Below are 22,547 nucleotides of genomic sequence, written 5' to 3'. Positions count from 1 at the left end.
CCTATATTCGAACAGCGCTCTGATCGCCGCGATGTCCGCTCTCGGACTGCTGGCTGAACGCGGATCTTCGACTAGGCTAGCCGATCACTAATTCTGCACACATTTCCATGAACGCAAGGTCCGCTTCAATCCGCGCCGAGATATGCCGCCTTGACCTTGGGATCGGACAACAGCACCGAGGCCGCGCCGGTCGAGGCGATGCGGCCGGTCTCGAGCACGTAGCCGCGGTCGGCGATTTCGAGCGCGGCGGTGGCGTTCTGTTCGACCAAGAGCACGGTGATGCCGCTCGCCTTCAGCGACACGATGGCGGCGAGGATCTGGTCGACGAGAATGGGTGACAGCCCCAGCGACGGCTCGTCGAGCAACAGTAGTTTGGGTTTTCCCATCAGCGCGCGGCCGATCGCCAGCATCTGCTGCTGACCGCCGGACAGCCCGCCGGCGGCGAGGTGGCGCTTCTCGCGCAGCACCGGAAACATCGCAAACACCCGCTCGCGGTCGCTCTCGATCTCGCCGTCGCGGCGCATGTAGGCGCCGAGCCGCAGATTATCCTCGACGCTCAGGGGGCCGAACACCAGTCGCCCCTCCGGCGACTGCGTCATGCCGCGCTCCACCCGCCGGTGCGGCGACAGCTTGTCGATGCGCGCGCCGAAAAAGCGGATTTCGCCGCCGGTAATCGGCTGCACGCCCGACAGCGCGCGCAACAGCGTGGTCTTGCCGGCGCCGTTGGAGCCGATCAGGGCCACCACCTCGCCTGTGCGCATCTCGAGGCTGACGCCCTTCAGCACCTCGATGCGACCGTAGGCGCTGTGTAGGTTCGAAACCTCAAGCACGTGCCGCCTCCCCCGCCCCGTGTCTGCCGAGATAGGCCTCCAGCACCGCCGGGTTGTCGCGCACTTCGCGCGGCGTACCTTCCGTCAGCGGCCGGCCGCGCTCCAGCACCAGAATCCGGTCAGAAATCTTCATCACCAGCTTCATGTCGTGCTCGACCAGCACCACCGCGATGCCTTTTGCAGCAACCCGGCGAACCAGCTGATCGATCTCTTCAGTTTCCACCGCGTTGCAGCCGGCCGCCGGCTCGTCGAGCAGCAGCACGCGCGGCTCGGCGGCGAGCGCGCGGGCGATTTCGAGCCGCTTACAGGCGCCGTACGGCAGCGATCCGGCCAATTGATCGGCGCTGCCACGCAGGCCCACTCCGTCGAGCAGCGCCAGCGCCGCCTCGTGTGTTGCGCGGTTCTGCCGCGTCACCGACGGCAGCCGGAACAGGTCGGCGAACAGGTTGCAGGTTTCGCGCAAATGCCGCCCGACCATAACGTTCTCGGCGGCGGTCATGCGTTGGAAAATCTGCAGGTTCTGGAAAGTGCGCGACAGGCCGCGGGCGGCGAGCATGTCGGGCGCAAGGCCAGTGACGTCCTCACCCACCAGCTCGACGCGCCCCTGATCCGCCTCGTAGAGACCCGACACCACATTGAACAGCGTGGTCTTGCCTGCGCCGTTGGGCCCGATGATGGAGAGAATCTGGCCCGCATCGACAGCGAAGCTGACGCCGTCAATGGCTTTGATGCCGCCGAACGAAATTCCGATGTTGCTGGCAGCCAGGATCGTCATGCGCGCACCCGCCTTGCCAGCCATTTCGACATGGTGGGCACGATGCCGTCGCGCATGAAGATCATCGACACGATGATGATCAGGCCGAGCAGCACATGCTCATACTCCTGGAACACCGTCAGCACCTGCGGCAGCGTGATCAGCACAGCGGCGCCGATGATGCTGCCGACCACCGAGCCGAGCCCGCCCAGCACCACCATGGTGACAAGCTCGACCGAGTGCAGGAAGCCGGCCTGATCCGGATTGATAAAGCCGTTCATCATGGCGAGCATGGAACCCGCCAGCGACGCATAGACCGCCGCAATGACGAAGGCCTGCAGCTTGAAGCGGGCGACGTCGATGCCGGCGACGCGCGCGGCCACTTCGCTATCGTGCAAAGCGCGAAAGGCGCGGCCGGTCGGCGTCTCGCCGAGATTGAGTGCGATCCAGGTGCCGACGACCAGCACGCTGCCGGAGATCCAGTACCAGGTGCTCGATCCGCTGGCGCGCCATCCGAACAGCGACAATTTTGCCACCGACATGCCGTCCGGCCCGCCGGTCCAGCGGCTTTCGGTGGTGATCACCAGCGCCACCAGCACGCCGAGGCCGAGCGTCGCGATCGCGAGGTAATGTCCTTTCAGGCGTAGGACCGGACGGCCGACTAGCCAGGCCGACGCTGCCGAAATCACCGCGCCGATGAGCAGCGCACCCCACGACGGCAGGCCGAGATGCGCCGGCCCGATCGCAACCGCATAGGCACCGATGCCGAAAAACCCGGCGTGGCCGAGGCTGACTTGGCCCGCCTGCCCCATCAGGATGTTGAGGCCGATCGCCGCGAACGCCGACACCCACACCAGCGATGCGACACGAAAGTAGTAGCTGGACGGAAACAGCAGCGGCAGCACGACCACGATCGCGGCCAGCACGATCAGCGTCACACTGCGATGGCCGAACCATGCCGGCATTAGACCCTCTCCACCACGTGCCGCCCGAACAGGCCCTGCGGCATCGCGAACAGCACGCCGAGAATGACGATGAAGGCGAATGCATCCTTGTAGGTCGAGCTGATGTAGCCTGCCCCGAACGCCTCGAGCAGGCCGAGCAGGAGCCCGCCCGCCACCGCGCCGAGCGGATTGCCCATGCCGCCGAGCATCGCCGCAGCAAAACCTTTCAGCGCGAGCAGTGTACCGACGTCATAGCTCGTCAGGGTGATCGGCGTGATCAGGATGCCGGCGATGGCGCCGATGGCCGCCGATCCGCCGAACGCCAAGGCCATCACCGTTGCGGTGTTGATCCCGACGAGGCGCGCCGCCAGCCGGTTCGCCGCGGTGGCGAGCACCGCCTTGCCGAGCACAGTGCGTTCAAGAAACGCGTACAGCAACAGGACGATCACCGCGGTGCCGCCGAGTACCCAGAAACTCTGCGGCTGCACCGTGGCGCCGAACAGATTGACCGGTGTGTCGCCGGAGAACGACGGCAGCTTGTGGAATTGCTTGTCGAAAAGGATCTGCGCCGCGCCGCGCAGCAGGATCGAAGCGCCGATGGTGATGATGATCAAAGTGACGGCGGAGGCGCCGCGCGCCGGCTCGATCGCAAGCCAATACAGCAGAAGTCCGACGGCAACGGCGGCGACAACTGCAATGAGCGCCGCGAGCGGCAGCGGAACGCCCGCGGCGGCAACAAACACCGTCACCATGCCGCCCAGCATGACGAACTCACCCTGCGCGAAATTGATCACGTCGGAGGCGTTGTAGACCAGCGTGAAGCCGAGCGCGACCAGCGCATAGACTGCGCCCACGGTCAGCCCCGACATCAGGAATTGGGAAAAATTCGGCCATGACCCTCAGCGGCTCGCGTTGCCGCGCGTTCAAAGCATTGCGGTGTGCTCATCCCTCGAGACGGCGCTTCGCGCCTCCTCAGGATGAGGGTCTGGTGTCATATTTTCTGCGTCATACGCGGGCTTGCCCCCGCGTATCCCTTTCTTGCAGCGCGCATCCATCTTCTTGAATAAAGATGGATTGCCGGATCAAGTCCGGAAATGACGCATCACGTGCAGCGCGCTCCCTCTTCCCTCATGGTGAGGCGTGCGGCGCAGCCGCGCGTCTCGGACCATGAGGCCGTTAGCCCTGGAGTCTCGAACGCGATCATGCTTCAGGTCCCCGGCGCCAGCAGGCTCCAGTCGCCGCCCTTTATTTCGAGCATGCGGAACGCCGAGAGATCGAGCCCGAGATGGTCGGTAGGCGACATGTTAACCACGCCGCCGGTGCCGACAAACCCCTTGGTCTTCTCGATTTCGTCGCGCAGCTTTTTCGGGTCGGTCGAATTCGCCCGCTTCATAGCCTCGACCAGGATGAAGAGGCCGTCATAGGCATGGCCGCCGAAGGTCGAGACCGGCTGCTTCGTGGTGTCTTCATAGGTCTTCTTGTAGTCGACCACGACCTTCTTCTGTGGATCGCTGTCCGGCAGCTTGTCACCGACAAGCAGCGCCGCCGCCGGCAGGCGCACGCCTTCCGCCGCCGGGCCTGCGAGCTCGATGAAGCTCTTCGAGGCCACGCCATGGCTCTGATAGAGCGGCGTCGCGGTCATGCCGAGCTGGGCGTAGTTGCGGGTCACGATCGCCGGGCCCTGGCCGAAGCCGGCATTGACCACCGCCTGGATCCCGGCGGTGTTCTTGATCTTGGTCAGCTGTGCGGTCATGTCGCTGTCGCGCGGACCGTAGGTCTCTTCAGTGATGATCTGGATGCCGTAGTTCGGCGCCACCTTGGTGCACTGCGCCCGCATCGACATGCTAAAGCCTTCGGTGCCGGAGATCATGGCGATCTTCGTCAGGTTGCGCTGCTTCAGGTTCTCGAAGATTTTTTCGCAGGCCATCTTGTCGGTGTGCGGCGTCTTGAAAACATACTTGCGGACCGGCTCGATGATTTCGATCGCGCCGCCGAGCGAAATGAGCGGCACCTGCGCTTCCTCGAACACCGGAACCATCGCCATGGTGGTGCCGGTGGTCGATCCGCCCACCATCGCCACGACCTTGTCGTCCTCGATCAGCCGCGTGGCAAAGGTGCGTGCCTTGTTGGCGTCGCCGCCGTCGTCATAGATCACGAGCTCGATCTTCTTGCCGCCGACGCCGCCGGTGCTGTTGATCTTGTCGACGTACATCCGCAGCGTCTTATCCTCCGGCTCGCCGAGGAACGAGGCCGGTCCGGTGATCGAGAGGATCGAACCGATCTTGATGGTCTGCTGCGCAAATGCGGGATGGCACAGCGCCAAGCCAAGCGCGCCGGCCGCAACAAGACGTTTCATGGCTGAGAGTGGTGTCATGAATTCCTCCTGGTTTCGGGGTGCTCGTTTTTGCAGATTGCTTGCCCGGCGCATCCATTCGAGGATGAGCGGCTTCCCTCCTCAAGTTGACCGAACGGATCAGCGCCGTCAGAAACTACCACGGTGGGCCGACGCATTTCCTTATGTCAACGGCGGCCTGTTCGCCGGCAGCTCGGGATGTCCGCGCTTCAGTCGCACCGCCGGCTTCATTCCCATGAACTGAATTCACGAAGGTGATATATTCATTTTACCACCGCGCGCGGTGCTCGCGAAGTGCCGACTCGATTGCACCTGCCCAGAGATGAGCTATTCAGACGACAAACGACGCAGGTGTACCGCGCACACTGCGGCGCAGCAATTTCATCAACTCATTAGTGAAGTCAGTGGTTCGATCTGAGCGCTGGCTGTCCCTGTCGGGAATCAAATCCGCGAAGCGCGCGGCATCGATCTCCTTCTCCAACCGCCGCACGATCTCGTTCCCCTTCTCGACATTGCCTGGGGATCGGGACTGCAGAGCGTCAGGGTAGCAGGGTCGAATTCCTCCCAGACTTCCGGCGCCGTATAAGCGGGCTTAAGCAGTTCGGAATCTATCCCAGGAACGCGCCTCATATAGGCAAACGGCGGCATGTTCATGATCGACATACACGGCACCCGTGATGTCGCCACAGCGTTCATAAGCTCCCGCACTCCGGGCGACCCATACTGGGGCTCCTGCATCGCAAGGCCGATGAGATCATATTCGCGAGGGTCGGCGTCCGTCGCTCCCGCGGCCGACACTCAGCTGGAGAAACGCGCTCTATTGCGATCAAGTGAGTGATCGGCCAATCGCCTGTCTCTAGGTACTGCCGCAGGCGGAGGACCGAACTCTCCATCGTCGACACGACCACAAGATTGACGGGCATCGGCAGCGCATCGACCACGGCCCATACCTCCTTTGCACACGGAGTGTCCGGTCCTTCAGCTCCGTTCGCGTACTGAGCACTAACACCCGAATTTCCGAATGTGCCTACCCCCGGAGCTCATCCAAGGATAGTTCGTCAGGCTCGTGTTGGCCTCCGGGGATGGAATAGATCTTCGACGGACTGTTTCGGGTCGTTGATCCGAGAGCGGTCCTTGCGATCATTCTTCTGTGCTTCGAGCTTCTGCAGGAAACGGAAACGCGGCGATCGGGTCGCGTGCCCCGATCGGCCGTGCTTGGTCATGCCGAAACCCTTTTGGCCGCCATGCATCATTTGATCACCAACGAAAGCTGTGTGGCTCATTTTCTTGCACGCGGGAGCCACCACCGGCGCTGACCTCCATGCGGTTCGCCGAAAGCACGATCAGAGAGAAAGGATAGCCCTGATCGTCAATAGGCGCGAGGCCGGGACGGTCGGTTTGCGAGAGCAAAATGCTGCAGTGCGGCGCACTGGGCCACGCCTGCGGACCTGTCGGGCTCCGCCAGAAGCGAACATGAATTCCGCTGACCCGATCATGGTCGGTGAGGCCAAACTTCCCGGCCACACCACGCCCGTCCAGTTCTAGGCAACGATCCTCACCGGCATCGGATTCACTGGAAATTACCGCCCAATCCGGAAAATGTGTTCTCGCTTGAAGTTGCTCTCTCCGCAGCCCCGTAACGCTTACTGCTATACCTTCGCGCGAGAGGTCTTGCTGGTCTCGAAGAACCACGCCTGTCGCAGTGAACTCATCGTGCTCTAAAGTTACTGGGTGTTCTCAACGAAATGAGAAACAGCGCGCTTCGAATACCCTGGCCAACTATGGTCCTAAGCGCCGAATGAATAGAACGCGGCCGGCGCCGCACAGAATGACGAACAACCCAAGCATGATGGTTATCCAGGTAGCGGCCCCGGCGAAGCACAGGGCGAATGGCGACACAACCTACCACACGCCCAGCAACAGGCTCATCTCCCTCCCTTCTTGTTATAGTGATATAGTAATAGTTTTCGGCGCTCCTAGCGCCAGCTTTCACTGGCTCCGCGTTGCTGCCTTTGCTCGCTGCCTGACAGGGTAGGATTTGCCTGTTATCCCAGTTCAGTCTCCAACTTCGCGGCCGGCGCAAATTGCCCCCTCAAACTCTCGCGTGCGGGTCCTTCTCAATGCATCTGCGCTAAGGGCACTTAGAGGGATCTGCCATTCCGTCCTATCTGGAGGAGTGGAGAGATTCTCCTCGGTCTGGCTCGATGGACGGTCGGCTACGAGTCGGTATCGGCTACGGTAAACAGCGTGGTGTCGGGTATATTGGTGCTTTGCTTGCAGCCTGGGAACTGATGACCGATCGCGATTTCATCACCTGGTGGTATGATCGCTGGCATCACCCGGTCGCCTGATGACCTGATGGGAAGGGAAGTGCTTGAAGTCTCAACCTGACCATCATCTGGTGGCGGCCGGATGAGGAGTGTCTCGATAGCGTGCAGCGTGGGCCCGCTTGCCCTTTACTCGAACCGGCACGCAGCTCCCGGGACGCGGGAATGGTGCACCAGTCGGGATAAAGATAGACACTGGAATCAGTGTAGTTACCCAATCACCTAACTGGAGGCAGACGCATGATCAAGGATATTCTTGTCAATCTGTCTTACGGGACATCCCAAGATGGCGTTTCCAATTACGCCTTATCTGTTGCGGAAACATTCGGCGCACACATCATGGGGACCGCCTTCTATCCGGCACTGGTCGGTGGCGTTGACCGGTCGGCTAACTTTATTCGAGCCCAGCAAGCTGAAGCTCAAGAACGCGCAGAGTCCGTGGCCACCGCGTTTGACGAGGCGACGCGTCGCGCCGGAGTTTCAGCCGAAACACGCCGGATTGAAGCTCACGTTGGCGACGTACCAACCCAGTTTGCGCATATCGCAAGACGATTCGATCTTTCCGTCATTGGCCAATTTGAAAGGGACCGGGATCATCGAACCACGAATATCGTTATTGAGGCGGCGCTGTTCGAATCCGGAAGACCGGTGCTCATCGTTCCTTTTATTCAGAAGGATCGCCTCAAACTCGATCATGTCGTGGTGTGCTGGGATGGCAGCCGGGCAGCCACGCGAGCGATCGCCGATGCCATGCCGTTTCTAACCCGCTCCGGCAAGACGAGTATTGTTGTTGCGGACACTCAGAGCGCCAAAAGCGTAGACGTTCCGGGTGCGGATATCGCGACCCATCTGACCCGTCACGGAGTAAACGCCACAATTGAGCGCATCCCCGTTAGCAAGATCGATGTTTCAAATACAATCCTGTCATATGCAGCCGATGCAGGTGCCGATCTCATTGTCATGGGCGGGTACGGGCATTCCCGGCTGCGGGAGTTTATTCTTGGCGGGACGACACGTGGTATGCTTGCCTCGATGACCAAACCCACATTGATGTCGCACTGATCGGGTTATCCTAGTTAAACCGGCGAGCATCAATGTGTGTCGCGACACATCGCAAAATGTCGGCGTACCGCCGAAAGTTTCCCCAATTGACGGCCCAACCTCCAGATTCCGAGGGAACCAATCCTCACGACCACGCCATCATCGATCGGATGCAATGACGACAGGAATGCGCCGGATGTCCGGGTTCATGACATTGCCGTTGACCGCGATGACCGCGAGCATGGTGTACTGGCCGGCTGGCAGCCGGCCGCCCAGATCGATCCGGAATGTAGCGCCGTCGCCGGGCCGCGCGGCATCGGCGAGAACGACTCGATCTTTGTCGTCGATCACCACATAGCGACACTCCGGTGCGGTGCGATTGCGCACGACGGGTGCGATCAACGGCAACGGCGTCCGGACCAGGCGATAGTTTCGTTGGAATTTTTCGATGATTTCGATCTCGCCCGAGAGCGTGACGCGGTCGCCGTCCCATTCCGCCTTGGTGACATAGCCGCGCCGCGGGATCGCGTAGGCGTCGTATGATCCCACGCCCAGCGGGTAGGTTAGATCCCGGAAAGCCTCGAGCGCGACATTGTCGGCCGACCATTTCTTCAGCCGGTACGGTCCGTTGGTGACCAGGAAGTGGCCGTGCTCGCGGTAGAAGACCGCGAGCGCCGCCCATCGCTTGCGCGCTTCATCGGTGGTCACCAAGGATCGCAACGAGGCTGGCCGGTATGCGTTGCGCTCGAATGTCTCGACCAAAGGCAGGAGCCTGCGTTTGAGTTCGTCAGAGCGGACAAGATCGAGCCACTCGACACTGCGGCGCAAGGCCTCTCCTTGCGAGAATGCCGCCCAACCGCGGCTGACCGCCTCCTCCATGAGCACGACCAGATGCCATGGCAGCGTGCTCCAGGGCGGCGCGGCCAGAGCGTCCTGGTCCGGATTCCCCGGCTCGATAGTCACGTAAACATCGACGACCAGCAGTTCGCGAACGAAGCTGACATCGCCGACGCGGAAGGTCTTGGAGGTGATATCCGCACCAGCGACCCGCAATCCAGCAAGTGCTCGGCGCATGGGTGCTGTTGCAGCGTCGACTATGGGGTCGTAATGCCCCTCATCGCCCTCGCGGCGAACGCCCCAGCGATACGCGAACATATAGGCATAGAGCAGATCGGCGGCGGTCGTGCGTGAGCCATCGTGAAAAGCCGAGCCGAGCACACGATAGGTCAACTTTGCAGCCGCGGATGTATTTGGGCCGATCAGCTGCAGCCGGCCATCTCCCGGCTCAGGCAACACCGCGTCAGGAAGGACATCGATCGCCTCCGCCACGGCGGATGGCAGGACGGATTCGCGCTGCCCAACGATGGGCTCCGCGGTGATGGACAGACCGACAAAGGTATAGACGACCATGAGCGCGGTCAGCGGAATTTGCGAACGAAGCGCGGCTCCACGTACCGCTATCACACGCATCGCCTTGGTATGGCCGAGATAGACCGCCGTGACATGGCCCGTCACGATCGCCGCAACCGCCGCGTACCAGGCAAAGCGCGCCCCGACGATCGCGATATCAACGCGGTAGCCGGCTGTGCCAAAGAGATTCCAGCCTTTGCCAAACGGATCGGACGCGAGCGGCACGATGTACTGGCCCTGGATCAACAGGAACACCAGATAGTGTGCCACGTGATAGCCGATGGCGATCGGGACGAGCGTCAGTGCGAAGCTGCGGGCAAGCTCCAGCGGCGAGCGGGCCATAAATGTCGCCATGATCGCACAGATCGCCAGGTAGGCGCCGAGGAACAAAAGCCAGAACCCCACGAGGCCGGCTGTCTTGATCGCGACCGGGTCGTGCTCGCCCAAGCCGAGAAGCGTGGCGCGAAGCCAGCTTTCGAGGTTCGACCATGTCGAGGTGCCGATGAGCCCGTCATAAAGCACGGTAGAGAGCAGGAGCAACACGAATGCCATCATGGACGTCGAGACGGGCTCGTCGTCGAGCAGCCCTGCCCCGAGTGGTCGAAGCAATAACTTCCGCCCTTGCGCCTGAACCTTCGCCTGAGTTGGCGCAAAACGGGCGAATGTGCCGAACACGATGGTGAACACCTCGCCGTGCTGCAGCCAGATGTCACGACCGAACACGAGCATTCCGATCAAGGTGAGGATCGAATACGCGGCGGCGAAGCCAGCGATGTGGGCCGGCACGGCGGGGCTTGGGTAGACAAGCTCGATCCACGCAAAGGCGAGCAGCAGCAAGCACGCCGGCCAGACACCGAGCGCCGGCCAGTACGGCAGCCGTCGCGACAGTTCGGTGCCGGCGGCTAGCCGATAGAGCCGCTCCGCCCCTTCGAACAACGTCCGCCACGGATTGATCAGCTGCCACAGATCGCCGGCGAAGGCCGAAACATAGGCAAGGCCGACCCAGAAGATGATCCACACGAGCGTCGGCGCGATGTTGCGGTATGGGTTCTGATCGCCGATGAACCCGGCGAGTACCGTGAAAATGAATACGCCAAGCGCGACGAGCCGCAGCAACAGAACAACACCCGGCAATGCGATCAGCCGGCCGGGTGCGGTGGCGAGCAGATCGACATGCGGGCCGCGACGGGTGGCCGGGGCATGACGAACGAACAGCCCGAAGACGACGAATGACAATGCGACCGCGGCGGCAGCTCCGAAAAGATAGAGCGAAAGCGGCAGCGGCAGGTCAAAGCGCTGGCCGAAGCCGTGGGCGGCAGCAGGTGCCGCAGTGCCGAGAGCGACACACGCCGCTGCTGCAAGCGTCCGCAACACGGCGGCGCTATTGCGGATAGACCTCGATAAGGACAAGCGGTGGCTCATGATGGGAGTGGCTACCTGCGCGCTCGCGCGCATCATGGAGGTGGACGGGGAAGCGTCCGGTCGCGCGTGCCGTGAACTTCATTTCGGCGATCGTGCCCGCCTCGACTTTCTGCTCGATGTCATAGCCGTGCAGATGCAGGGTCAATGGCTGGTCCGTGGCCCAGCGCAGCTTGACCACGTCGCGCTGTTTGACGCGGATCAGGCGCATGTTCGGCGCCACCTGCCCGTGCTCGATCTTCAGGTCGAACGTCAGCTCCGCGGCTTGCACGCCCACGCTCGACGCAAGCGCACCCGCCATTGGCAGTAGCATGCGCCGGCGCAGTGTGAGCGGAATTCGCAGCATGGACTTGCTCCGACGCATTCATCGACGCGGCTTGGAAGCGACATCCGAAATGCGGTTGAACACCCAGTTCTCGTCATATGGCGACGGCACGGCTGCCGGGTCGCCGAGCGCAGACCACATCAGGCGGCCGAACGGGTCGGTAAAGCCTGCGATCGGGTTCCACGCTGCCTGCGCCCGCCCGTCGACCCCAAGCGCGAGCCAGCCATTCCAGGGAAAATCCTTGAGCTTCACCGTGCGAATGAACATCGGCGAATTGAAGCCTTCGTGGGCGTCATACGCGACGTTCTCAATGCCAGCCGAGAACTCGGAATTGAAATATTCCCGCTTGAGGGTGTAACCAGCAACGGTCTTGCGGCAGCCGCCCACGAGCGCGCCGACGAGGTCGCGTTCCAGATTGATGCGCTCGACCGCGCCGTCATAGTCGCCGGCCCGCAGACGCTCGGCATCGGCTTCGATGCGACGCCGCCGCGCGGGATCGACAATTGCATCCACGAGCAGCCGATAGGCGGCAAACCAGCCGGTCCTGACCCAGCGCGGACCAAGCCAGCCGTTTAGCGCCACGCTCGCCGAGGCCACGAGGTCGTCGGCGCTCACCTGATTGATCGCGACATCCCAGTCGAATTCGCCGGCCTGCCATTCGGCACGAACGAGGCTTCTTGCGAGCGCGCCTACGGTCTTCACCTTCAACTCACCGACGATGGCGCCGGTTGCGTCAGTGGGGTTGCCGAGAAGGCGCGCCTTTGCGGCTGCAGCCAGATCGACGTGGTTGAGAAAATCGCCGTGAAACGGCGTGACCGGATAGGGATGCAGGATCAACTCGCCGGCCTTGCCGCCGATCTCGCGGATTACGGCCCGGGTAAGTGCACAGATGGACGCCTCGTCCTTCGCCAGCTGCGATACCGGATTCACACGAACAATCACGAACGAGCCGTGCGACTCGACAGCACTGATGGTCTCGGGACTCGCACCAGCAAATCGCGGCGTACCGCCAACATAAGCATGCATCTTGCCGTCGCGAAGGAGGTCCGCCGCTCGCTCGGACGCCACGGTCGCGATCTCGATCTCATGGGGATAATAGGACGGATAGACCGGCAGCTCGTGGCCGCTGCGGGCCACGGTGATCGCGATGGACGTCATCGCGGCGATGAGGAGGCTGCGTCTGGTCATTGCGCCATCCGGAACGTTCAGACACGGCGTTTCGCAGTCGTGTCGGCTTGCGCGCAGCTAGCCGCGCAACGCCTTCATCACTTTTTCGTCGCCGAGCGCTTCCCTCGGCGACCCGTGGAAGATGATCTCGCCACGGTCGATGGCGTAGAGCCGGTCGCCGATGCGCGTCGCCGCACCCAGATTCGATTCCGCCATGAGGATGGAAACGCCCATCGCCTTGATTTTCATCACCGCCTCGGTGAAGCGATTGACCACGACCGGGGCCAGACCCTCGAAGGCTTCGTCGAGCAACAACAGCGAAGGCGACAGCATCATGGCGCGCGCGATCGCCACCATCTTGCGCTGACCGCCGCTGAGGTGCAAGCCTTGACGCTGCAGCAGGCTCTGCACTTCGGGAAAGAGGCTGAACGTCTGGGCTTCGGGGTCTACCCGCTGACCGCCGTTACGGCGCTTGGCGACCTCATCGCCGAGCCAGCGACTGATCATCAGGTTCTCGCTCACCGACAAATCGGGAAAGACCCCGCAATCCTCGGGCGAATAGCCGATGCCACGTTTCGCCCGCTCGTGCGGCGGGAGCCTTGTCACGTCCTCGTCATCGAACAGGATCTGTCCGGCCCGAACGGGGAGAAATCCCATGATGCTCTCGATCGTGGTGGTCTTGCCCGCTCCGTTGCGCCCGACGAGGCACACCACCTCCTCCTTGTCGACGCGCAGCGACACGCCGTTGAGGATGTGGGCCGGGCCGCGGTAGGTATCGATCGCATTGACATCGAGCACGATCAATCCTTTCGTGAAAAGGCGTCGGGACCCGAAGAGCCGATCAGGATCATCGCGACCTCCTCATTCTTCCTGATCTCGGCGGGGGTGCCTTGGGCGAGAATCGCGCCCTGATGCATCACGACGAGGCGATCGGAATATTTGAACACGACGTCCATGTCATGCTCGATCACCACGGCTGTTATACCCTCGCCGCGCACGACCGAGGCGATCGTGTCCATGATCTGGCCCTTATCGCGCGTGCTCACCCCGCTCGTGGGCTCGTCGAGGAATAGGAGCTTGGGCCGCAGCGCATAGGCGAGCGCTACGTCGAGCAGCTTGCGCTCGCCTTGCGCGAGGCCGCGCGCAAGCTCGTTGCGCTTGCCGGCGAGCCCGAATTGGTCGAGCACCGCGTCGGCTTCCCGCGTCACCTCGCTGTCGCGGCGGGCGAGCGCCGCAATATTGCGGGTCTTGCCTTCGCGGGAAAAGATCGCCAGCGCGACGTTGTCGAAGGCGGTGAGGTCGTCGAACAGATTCACGAGCTGGAAGCTGCGCGCAATTCCTGTCTTGACGAGCTGGGTCACCGAGGCGTTGCTAACGTCCTGGCCCTGGAAGATGATTTTTCCGGAATCGGCGCTGTAATATGCGCTCACGATGTTGCAGAACGAAGTCTTGCCGGCACCATTGGGGCCGACCAGCGAAATGAACTCGCCCTCCTCGATGGTCAGATTGACGTCGTCGACAGCATGCGTATCGCCGAAGTACTTCCTGAGATGGACCGTCTCGAGGAGGCTCATGAGGTCCTCCTGGTAAACCTGGCCGCAAGGCGCGCGGCCGTCCCCACGATGCCCGACGGCAGCGCTAACACCAGGACCACGAGCACCACGCCGAGCAGGAGCTGCCAATATTCCGTGCTCGCGACCGCATAGGTCTTGAGATAGTTGAACACCACGGCACCGACGATCGGCCCGGTGAACGTCCGAAACCCGCCGAGCACGCTCATGAACACGATCTCGCCGGAGAACGGCCAATAAAGGATGTCGGGCGTGGTCAGCCCATTGAGCGGAACCCAGAGGATGCCGGCAAGACCGGTGAACGCGCCCGATATGACGAAAGCGATCCAGCGGTAGTGCCGCACTGATATGCCGATAAAGCTCGCGCGCGTCTCGTTGTCGCGAATTGCCTGCAGCGCTTTGCCGAACGGCGAATGCACGATGACCCACATGATGACCGTCGTCAGCGCGAACAGTCCAAGTACATAATAAAAGTAGGCGAAAACGAAGCGTTGGAACGAGCCGGGGCCGGCGAAGTTGACGAGACCGCCGAGCAGCGTGAGCTTGGCATAGGCGACGCGGATGCCGTCGGTGCCGCCGGTCACCCAGAAGAACTTGAAGGCAAGGCTCCACAACACCTGCGACAATGCCAGTGTCAGGATTCCGAAGAAGATGCGCGTGTGCCGTACGCACACGAACCCGAATAGCGCGGAGATGAGCAGCGTGCCCAGGAGCCCGCCGACGATGCAGAGCTCCATGGATTGCGCGCCGAGGTCGCGTACGATGAACGCAACCGTATAGGCGCCGGCGCCGAAATAGGCAGAATGGCCGAACGACAGGAGTCCAGTATAGCCGAGCAGCAGATTGAAGCCGAGCGCCGCGATGGCCATGATCAGGCCGTAGGTGAGCAGCACCGTCTGGTAGGGATCCACCAAATTCGGCAGCACCGCGAGCACAAGGAGTATTGCGATCGCAACCACGGCCGGCCGCCAACCAGACGGGCCAGTGCTCGTGATCACGCCCTTTTTTGCGACGGCGAGGCTCATCGTCATGCCCTCCCAAACAGCCCGGTCGGGCGAATGAGCAAGACCGCGGTCGCGATCAGGTAGAGCACGGCAAGCTCGATCTCGGGGAAGAACTGGATGCCGGCGGTGCGGACGAGGCTGACGATCAATGCACCGACCAGTGCGCCTTCGAGGCTCCCGAGCCCACCGATCACCACGACAACGAACGCCAAGATTAGGGCCTCAATGCCCATGCCGAGCACGGCGGCCTGCGCCGGCACCACGACCGCGCCGCCCAACCCGGCCATGAAGCAGCCGATGGCGAAGGCTTGCACGTAGACACGGCTGACATTGAGCCCGAGCGCTGCGGCCATACGCCGATCCTGCGAAGTGGCGCGCAGGATGATGCCGAATTTGGTGCGGTAGATGATCCACCACAGGCCGAGAGCGGCGATCAGTCCAATGGCGATGACGAACAGGTTGTAGGTCGGATAGAGCAGCCGGCCGATCGGGATGCTGCCCATGTGATCCATGATCGATCCGGCCGTGAGCGGCGTGCCGCCGAACAGGAATCTCATGGCGTCTTCGAGGATCATGAGCAGGCCGAACGTGATCAGCAGGTGGTACTCCTCCGTCCGTCGGTAAAGCGGACGCAGCAGCGTGGGCTCGATCACCGCGCCCACACCCGCAATCGCGACGGCGCCGACAGGCAGCAGTAGCAGGAGGCCGGCAAGGCCGAGCGTACCGCTCGCCGCATGGCCGACCGCCCCGCCGACGACCCAGGCCGAGACGTAGGCACCGAGCGCATAGAGCGCCCCATGGGCGAGATTGACGATGCGCATGACACCATAGATGAGGCTCAGGCCTGCGGCGATCAGAAACAAAACCGCCGCGTAGAAGAATGAATTAAGCAATTGGATGATGAAAATCGTCACCGTACTTCCTCACGCGATCTGCGGCGTCTCAGATCTCCTCACGCGAACTGCGGCGCCTCGGATTCCCTCCACTGTCTCAGTTGCTCCGAAAGTCCATGCGGCCGATGGTTGGATTGATCGTGTTGCCGTCGAGAAAGATGGCCGTGAAAACTGTGTAATTGCCTGTCGGGAGATTCGGAGGCAGCGACACGGCAAAGCGTCCGTCGCCTTCCCGGCTCGCGTCCCCGGCTGCGACCACCCTTCCCGTCTCGCCGAGGAGGACATACCGTGCCACCGGCCGGATCGGCAGCATCTCGCGCAGCGTGTCGTGCTTGAGCGACACGCGAACGATGCGGCGATCGCGCTGCTGCTTGAGCGCGATCTCGGCGTCGGCCGTCACCAGAATGCGATTGCCGATGTGCTCGACCCGCGTCACGAACGCCTTGGCTGGATAGGCATAGAAGTCGAACGTGCCAAGGCCAACCGGATAGATGAACTCGCGAATGACGTCGAATGTGTAGACGTCAGGCGAGAAGCTCCTGAGCCGGTAGGGACCATTGGTCACGAGCAGGTGGTTATTGGATTCGACGAATTGATCGAGCGCCTGCCAGCGTGCGGTCGCGGCCTGCGCGTTCACCAGGCTTTCGAGCGCCGCCGGTCGGTAGCCGGCCGTGGCGAATTCCTTGATCAACGCGCGCAGCTTGTCGCGCTGTGCAGGATCGCGCGCGAGGTCGAGCCACGGCAAATTGCGCCGCTTGGCCTCGCTTTGCGAGAAAGCCGCGATTTCGCGCTCGACGGCGGCTTCCATCAGCGCCAGCACGTGCCACGGCACCGAGCTCCACGGCGGCGCGACCAGCGCATCCTCATGCTCGTCGGTTGGGATGGCGTCGACATAGACCTCCACGATTGGCGAGCGATAGGTGAAGACGAGATCAGCGATCGGGAGCTTCGATTCCTCCACGCGAATGACGCGGACACCCTTTAGGCGGTCCCGTATCAGGCTGGTCGCGGCGGAAACCTCGGCATCGAAGGTCGCGGCGGCCGGCGAGCTACCCCATCGGTACGCAAAGGCGTAAGGGTAGATCAGGTCGGCGGTCCCCATTTCGCTGCCGTCCTGAAATGACGCTGCCAGGACGCGGTAGACGACTTTGGTCATCGCGCTCCCGGCGGCGCCGGTCGGAACGAGCCGGCCGGTGCCGGGCTCCGGCACCAGGGCATCGGCGGGGACACGGATGGATTGCCGCGTCGATTGCTCCGCAGGTCGAACCTCCGCGCGATTGGGAGCCCACAGACTGTTGTACGGGACGGCTAAAAACGCATCGTCGCCGACGATCGCCCACACCAGCCGGCCGGGCGCGTCCGTGAACCCGGCAACCGGGTTCCAGGCTGCGGTCGCGCGGATCTCGATGCCCAGTCGGAGCCAGCCGTTCCACGGCAGATCCTTGAGCTTGAGCGTGCGCAGGACGATGGCTGAGTTGAATCCGAACTGCGAGTCGACCGCTATATTCTCGATCCCGTTGGAGAAGTCGTCGCTATAGAACTCGCGCCGAAGCCGATAGCCAACCACCGCGCGGTCGCAACCGCGGGTCAGCTCCGTTATCAGGTCGCGTGCGATGTTGAGCCGCTCGGCCGGGTCTCTGTAATCCGCTTCGACAAGCCGCCCATAGAGTTCGTCGGCATGTTTACGCTCGGCCGCGCCGCTGACGGCGGGCTGCAGCAGGTGATAGGCCTGGAACCAGCCTTCCTTGACCCAAGGCGGTGCTGGCCAGGCATTAAAGCCGACATTAGCGGCGCGCAGCACTTCGTTGACCGCAACCTCGTCGAAGCGAATGTCCCAGTCTGTCGGATCAAGCGCAAGTCGGTGAAGCACCATATCCTCGCTGCCGGCGTTTTGCGCGCGCACGGCTAGCGACGCACTCGGGTCTGCAGCAGACCCTACGGTGGGCTTCGTGTCTGCGCCACGATCAACGTGACCGATGTAGTCCGCATGATACGGCGTGATCGGGTAACGGTGCGGAACCACGTCCGGATGCGACACCAGAGCATTCGCGGCATTTTCGATCGCGCGACAGCGCGCTTCACGCCCCTGCGCGCGCTCTGGATTGACTTTCACGGTGATGAACGAGCGCAGTGAAACGACTGACTTGAGGTGCGACGGCATCTCTCCCGAAAACTGCGGGATGGTGCCGAGATAGGCGTGGAGCGGATCCTTGGCATTGCTGAATTCGCGGGCCGCCGCTCCGGGATCGAGCGGCTCGATACGGATTTCCTGCGGGTAGAACGAGGGATAGTACGGCACCTCATGCCCGGCCTGCGCCGCCGATACGGTGGCGCACAGCAGCATCGCTGCGAGCGTGCCGCTTTGCATGAGGTGTCTGCGCACGGACATCACGACCCTCGAGGCAACGCCAGCCCTGCAACAAACCCACCACGCCCTCGCGGAACGAAGGCATGGTTGGTTGATGGGCAAGCTTCAGGCCACCTGTGGCCAAGTCTCCTTGATCCAATTGTAGGTCGACGTCGGATCGTTGTGCGAGGTGCCCGGCTTCGGCCAGTTCGGCGGCGCCGTGATGTTGCGGATCGGGATCGTGATCATCCTGCCCGGATCGAGGATCTGGAACGGGTACTCGGCCACGTTCTTGCTGAAGCCGGTCACCGCGTCCTTGTAGCCCTGGTGATTGTCGGGCCGGATATAGAGATAGCCCGCCGCGGTCTCGAAATACATGCCTTCGAGCTGGCTGATGATCGCCTCTTCGTCCGGCCAGCCGCCGACGAGCCTGTTCGCTTTCTCGACCGCCGTACGGTACATATGAAGCGTGTGGTACGCGCCATCCGACTGGAAGTTTGGATACTCGTTCCAGCGCTTGAAATACTTCTCCACGAAGGTCTTGTTGGCCGGCCAGCGATTTCCCGGCGGGAAGGTGAAGTAGTAGTTGGAGTGGACGCCAGCGATGACACCTTCCGGGTGATCCTTGCCGATGGCGTGCGGCGCTACGCCGAAGGCGATCGTGCTCGCGAACTTGGCATTATTGAACATGCCATAGCGCAGCGCTTGTTTGTAAAGCGCCACGTAGTCGCCGCCCCACACCGACGACACGATCAGGTCGGGGTTCGACGACATCGTCTTTGTGATATGCGCGGTGAAGTCGGTCGTGCCGAGCTTCGGCCACCCTTCCGACACGACCTCGGCGCCGGGCACCATCTTCTTGTAGGCGATCATGAAATGGTCGAAGGCGTTGCGACCGTAAGAGTAGTCGGGATGGATATGAGCGATCTTCTTTGCGGTTGGCCAAGTCTGCGCCGCCGCGACCGCGCAGGTTACGCCGTCGGCCGACTGGATGTTGGTGATGCGGAACGCGAACTTCGGGTTCGGCACCGCCTTGTCCCACAAGAAGTCGGTGCAACCGTCAACGAAGATGGTGAGCAGACCGAGCTCCTCGGCGACCGGTCCGAGCGCGGGCGTATTGCCGCTCGATATGACGCCGGTGAACATGTCGATCTTCTCGGAGAGCTTCATGCGGCGAAGCTCTTTGACGTTGGCGTCGGTGCCGGCGTTCTCGTCCGCCGTGATGGTCTCGATCTTGCGCTTGCCGAGAATGCCGCCCTGCGCGTTGATCTCCTCGGCGGCCAGGATATGGCCCTTGAGCGAGGGATCTCCGAGCACCGCGGCGGGGCCGGTGAGGAAGGTCATATGACCGAACTTGAGCGGGGTGGAGGGAATATTTCCCTTGGGTGGCCCGCCGACCTGCGCCACGGCCGGAGCTATCGGTGGCACTGAAGTTGCCGCCGTCGCCCCTACCATAATACCAAGGCTATTCAGGAAATTTCTGCGATTCACTTGCTGCGTCATGGACCGTCCTCCCTGTCGAGGGTCGGGTGCGACGCTCCCGCCACGCGCGGAGCACACACCTCCGGCCGCTTCGTGGCTTGTTACAACATGTTAGTCCTGCGGCGCCTCCGAGTAAATCAGCTTCCGCCGACTCCGAGCGCAGTCAGCTGTCGCTCCGGACCGTGGCCAAGGTCCGGGTTTGTAGGCAAAGGTCATGGGACAACGCATTGCGCCGACTATCGGCGGTTGCCGCTTGTTGCGTGCTTTGAGAGGCTGAGGGGGAAAAGATCGGATGCGGGCTAACGGCGCGGTCTCTTGCCTCCATCGAAGCTGACCGACATGGCGTGGAGCGATCCGGGATCTGGCGATCGACCGGAAGCAAGGCCGTCGGACGGCACCGATACGCGGCGCGTCTGCCGACGCCGAGTCAGAGCCTCGTGCTGAGATCAGAACAGGCCATGGAGATCGATCGCACCACGTTCGGCACCATCACGATTGACGGAAAGATCTATGAGCACGACGTGATCATTCGCGTCTCCGGCGAGGTGGTGAAGCGGCATCTCGATCCTTCATGGGCATTGGTAGCGGGGGAGCGCCTCGAACCCCCGACACTTATTTTTATCCTCACCGCAGTTCTTCGCGATCGACCGGAGACTGAACTCTGCTCATGAGACGCTGTCGGCTCCATAGTCGGGCGTGATTGCGCGCCTCCATTGCCGTGGATAACCGCTATGAGTCAATTTTCGGAAGTTAGCCCTCGTGACAGGAATGTCCGTGCGCCCCTCAGGAGCAGACATCATCGGGCCATCACAGCAGGTCCGAAAAGTGCCAAGAGCTGCCGTCCTCGCCAAGTCGCATGTTAGCCCTTCTGCGACGTGCTGATCCCGCCGAATGGCCGCTTTGCGCCACAAGCTACCGTTCCTTGCGGAACACCTTCGCGAGCGCGACAACAACGTTCAGCCCGGCCCTTGCTCATAATTCGAGTTGCTCCGAGATCGAAAGCGCATCATCAACTTCGATGCCGAGATAACGAACCGTGCTCTCAAGCTTACTATGGCCAAGCAACAGCTGTACCGCCCTTAGGTTGCCGGTCTTCTTGTAAATCAGTGCTGGCTTGGTTCGTCTGAGCGAATGGGTGCCATAGCTGCCGACCTCCAACCCCGCACGGTCGATCCAGGACCTCACCAGCCGTGCATACTGTCTGATCGACAGATGCTCTCTTCCGATCAGTCGGCTTGGGAAGAGGTATTTCCCTGTCTTGAGCTGCAAAACGTCGATCCACGCTTGAATGGCTATCCGAGTCTGGTCGGTGATTTCGAATTGGACCGGCCGGCCAGTTTTCTTCTGGATCACTGTCGCTCGGTCCCGCACGCGCCCTCCGATGCAGACGTCATCCAGACCTATTCGGACGAGATCACATCCCCGCAGCTTGCTGTCGATCGCCAGATTGAACATCGCGAGATCGCGCTTGCGCTGCTCCAGCTGTAACCGGACACGAATCGTCCAGACCTCTTTCGGCTTCAAGGGCCGCTTTTGACCGACAATCCTGCCCTTATTCCAGGGGTGGCGAGAACGTTCGTGAAGGCGGCTTGAACACATTGGAGAGCTCCGTCGCGCCCTCCCGGTCCACAACCCAGCTAGATAGGAACGTGGTCAGTCACGCAAAGTGATGGCGAGGAAATCCTCAGCGGATCTGCGCCAATAGCGGAAGTCCGACGTCCTCATTCGATCACTTCGTCGGTGCAAGCGAGCAAAGTCGCCGCCTGAGCGGCGCAACGCTGACTAGTCGCTCGGCTGCTCGATCCTTCCGGTGCGCTGAAAATACGACATCAGCATCTGGCAAATCAGCGCCCACGAAGTGCCGAAGCACCAGCCCGCCAACACATCGCTCGGATAATGAACTCCGAGATATATGCGGCTGACTCCGACCAGCAGGGTAAGGATCGCGGCAGTCATTATAAGATGGATGCGAACAGAGCGGGAAGCTTGCGTTTGAGCAAGCATCAAGCCGAGCGTCAGATAGCAGACAGCCGAAATCGCTGCGTGCCCGCTCGGAAAGCTCAGCGTAGAGACCTGAGTGAGTTGAGCGACGAGATCGGGGCGCGCTCGCGCAAAGGCAAGCTTGAGAAGGGTATTGAGAATGGCGCCGCTCAGGACCGTCGTCAGGACGAACAAACCGGCGTGACGTTTGCCTATGGCAAAAAGGAACGTGGTCACAACCGTGACCAGCAGTGCAAGTACCGCGGTACTGCCCAGTGCGGTGATGTCTCGCACAACGTCAAGCAACCATGGCGGCCCGATTGGCCGCGACAGGTCGGACGCATGGCGAAAGGCGACCATCAACCAACGGTCAAACGCGATAGGCTCTCCTTCGGTCACTTCCAGTGCGATGAACGCAAAACCGAACAGAAGAACGGCGACGAACAAGGTCGGAGCCCAAGACCTCAGATGCCTGGCAGCATTCTGCGATTCAGTTGTTCTCATCTTCGTCGCCTCCGGGGAGTTCAACTTCCATCAATCTCCAAAGATACGAAGTGAGGTTTGGCGGCTAAGCGAGCATTGGCAGTGCGGATTATGCGCTTTACCAAAAGTCCACCCCTGATCGGGTGTCGGTATCGGGCTCTCTACAAAGCGGAACTCGTCTTCACGAATATTGCCTTCAGGTCTTCTGACAAGGAGC

Annotated in this window: 19 protein-coding genes and 1 pseudogene; 2 read left to right on the top strand and 18 right to left on the bottom strand. The window is 61.9% G+C overall.

The annotated features are described in order from the left end of the window. Positions 1-125: 125 nt before the first annotated feature. The 7 genes and pseudogenes from V1290_RS26280 to V1290_RS26250 all read right to left on the bottom strand — a co-directional run. On the bottom strand, positions 126-830 hold the full coding sequence (locus V1290_RS26280) for an ABC transporter ATP-binding protein (protein WP_334367060.1): 705 nt from the start codon (positions 828-830) through the stop codon (positions 126-128). Next, positions 823-1,605 carry an ABC transporter ATP-binding protein gene (locus V1290_RS26275; protein WP_334367059.1) on the bottom strand — a complete coding sequence of 261 codons (783 nt, stop codon included), beginning with the start codon at positions 1,603-1,605 and terminating at the stop codon, positions 823-825. Before V1290_RS26275 ends, V1290_RS26280 begins: the two co-directional genes overlap by 8 nt. Continuing rightward, positions 1,602-2,549: a branched-chain amino acid ABC transporter permease gene (locus V1290_RS26270; RefSeq protein ID WP_334367058.1), complete on the bottom strand. Its 948-nt coding sequence runs from the start codon at positions 2,547-2,549 to the stop codon at positions 1,602-1,604. The genes V1290_RS26275 and V1290_RS26270 overlap by 4 nt, the downstream gene beginning before the upstream one ends. Then, entirely contained in the window at positions 2,549-3,397 is an 849-nt protein-coding gene (locus V1290_RS26265) for a branched-chain amino acid ABC transporter permease (protein WP_334367057.1), read from the bottom strand. Before V1290_RS26265 ends, V1290_RS26270 begins: the two co-directional genes overlap by 1 nt. A 338-nt stretch (positions 3,398-3,735) precedes the next feature. Next, positions 3,736-4,902, bottom strand: a complete 1,167-nt coding sequence (locus tag V1290_RS26260; RefSeq protein WP_334367056.1) for an ABC transporter substrate-binding protein — start codon at positions 4,900-4,902, stop codon at positions 3,736-3,738. Positions 4,903-5,212: 310 nt separating this feature from the next. Then, entirely contained in the window at positions 5,213-5,362 is a 150-nt protein-coding gene (locus tag V1290_RS26255) for a hypothetical protein (protein ID WP_334369294.1), read from the bottom strand. 29 nt (positions 5,363-5,391) lie between these two features. Further along, positions 5,392-5,679: pseudogene (locus V1290_RS26250) on the bottom strand (hypothetical protein); the annotation flags it as partial. 1,769 nt (positions 5,680-7,448) lie between these two features. On the opposite strand from V1290_RS26250, the gene V1290_RS26245 reads away from it, so the two are divergent. Beyond that, positions 7,449-8,270, top strand: a complete 822-nt coding sequence (locus V1290_RS26245) for a universal stress protein (protein ID WP_334367055.1) — start codon at positions 7,449-7,451, stop codon at positions 8,268-8,270. Positions 8,271-8,408: 138 nt separating this feature from the next. Here V1290_RS26245 and V1290_RS26240 read toward each other — a convergent pair whose 3' ends face one another. The 9 genes from V1290_RS26240 to V1290_RS26200 form a co-directional block, all read right to left on the bottom strand. Further along, a complete protein-coding gene (locus V1290_RS26240) occupies positions 8,409-11,069 on the bottom strand; it encodes a hypothetical protein (protein ID WP_334367054.1) in 2,661 nt (886 codons plus the stop codon). Next, positions 11,041-11,424, bottom strand: coding sequence for a hypothetical protein (locus V1290_RS26235; protein ID WP_334367053.1), 384 nt, complete (start codon positions 11,422-11,424; stop codon positions 11,041-11,043). The genes V1290_RS26240 and V1290_RS26235 overlap by 29 nt, the downstream gene beginning before the upstream one ends. Before the next feature lie 18 nt (positions 11,425-11,442). Next, the gene (locus V1290_RS26230; RefSeq protein ID WP_334367052.1) at positions 11,443-12,591 is read right to left on the bottom strand and encodes a hypothetical protein; all 1,149 of its coding nucleotides are present in this window, start codon (positions 12,589-12,591) and stop codon (positions 11,443-11,445) included. A 57-nt stretch (positions 12,592-12,648) separates the two neighbouring features. Next, positions 12,649-13,368, bottom strand: a complete 720-nt coding sequence (locus tag V1290_RS26225; RefSeq protein WP_334367051.1) for an ABC transporter ATP-binding protein — start codon at positions 13,366-13,368, stop codon at positions 12,649-12,651. A 2-nt stretch (positions 13,369-13,370) separates the two neighbouring features. Continuing rightward, positions 13,371-14,144, bottom strand: coding sequence for an ABC transporter ATP-binding protein (locus tag V1290_RS26220; RefSeq protein WP_334367050.1), 774 nt, complete (start codon positions 14,142-14,144; stop codon positions 13,371-13,373). Next, on the bottom strand, positions 14,141-15,166 hold the full coding sequence (locus tag V1290_RS26215) for a branched-chain amino acid ABC transporter permease (RefSeq protein ID WP_334367049.1): 1,026 nt from the start codon (positions 15,164-15,166) through the stop codon (positions 14,141-14,143). Before V1290_RS26215 ends, V1290_RS26220 begins: the two co-directional genes overlap by 4 nt. 2 nt (positions 15,167-15,168) lie before the next feature. Continuing rightward, the gene (locus V1290_RS26210) at positions 15,169-16,059 is read right to left on the bottom strand and encodes a branched-chain amino acid ABC transporter permease (protein WP_334367048.1); all 891 of its coding nucleotides are present in this window, start codon (positions 16,057-16,059) and stop codon (positions 15,169-15,171) included. A 76-nt stretch (positions 16,060-16,135) separates the two neighbouring features. Next, positions 16,136-18,427 (bottom strand): hypothetical protein, encoded by a 2,292-nt coding sequence (locus tag V1290_RS26205; protein ID WP_334367047.1) that lies wholly within the window; start codon positions 18,425-18,427, stop codon positions 16,136-16,138. Between the two features lie 84 nt (positions 18,428-18,511). Further along, positions 18,512-19,813 carry an ABC transporter substrate-binding protein gene (locus tag V1290_RS26200; RefSeq protein WP_334367046.1) on the bottom strand — a complete coding sequence of 434 codons (1,302 nt, stop codon included), beginning with the start codon at positions 19,811-19,813 and terminating at the stop codon, positions 18,512-18,514. Positions 19,814-20,325: 512 nt separating this feature from the next. Between V1290_RS26200 and V1290_RS26195 the strand changes: the two genes are divergently transcribed. Next, positions 20,326-20,538, top strand: a complete 213-nt coding sequence (locus V1290_RS26195) for a hypothetical protein (protein WP_334367045.1) — start codon at positions 20,326-20,328, stop codon at positions 20,536-20,538. A 301-nt stretch (positions 20,539-20,839) separates the two neighbouring features. On the opposite strand, the gene V1290_RS26190 is transcribed toward V1290_RS26195, so the two are convergent. Next, positions 20,840-21,466, bottom strand: coding sequence for a tyrosine-type recombinase/integrase (locus V1290_RS26190; RefSeq protein ID WP_334367044.1), 627 nt, complete (start codon positions 21,464-21,466; stop codon positions 20,840-20,842). A 183-nt stretch (positions 21,467-21,649) separates the two neighbouring features. After that, entirely contained in the window at positions 21,650-22,294 is a 645-nt protein-coding gene (locus V1290_RS26185; protein WP_334367043.1) for a phosphatase PAP2 family protein, read from the bottom strand. Positions 22,295-22,547 lie beyond the last annotated feature (253 nt).

Origin of the sequence: Bradyrhizobium sp. AZCC 1578 (assembly GCF_036924675.1) — a bacterium.
In the GTDB taxonomy this organism is placed as follows: Bacteria; Pseudomonadota; Alphaproteobacteria; order Rhizobiales; family Xanthobacteraceae; genus Bradyrhizobium.
The sequence above is the reverse complement of the archived record's forward strand: the minus strand, read 5'-3'. Positions and strand labels throughout refer to the sequence as shown.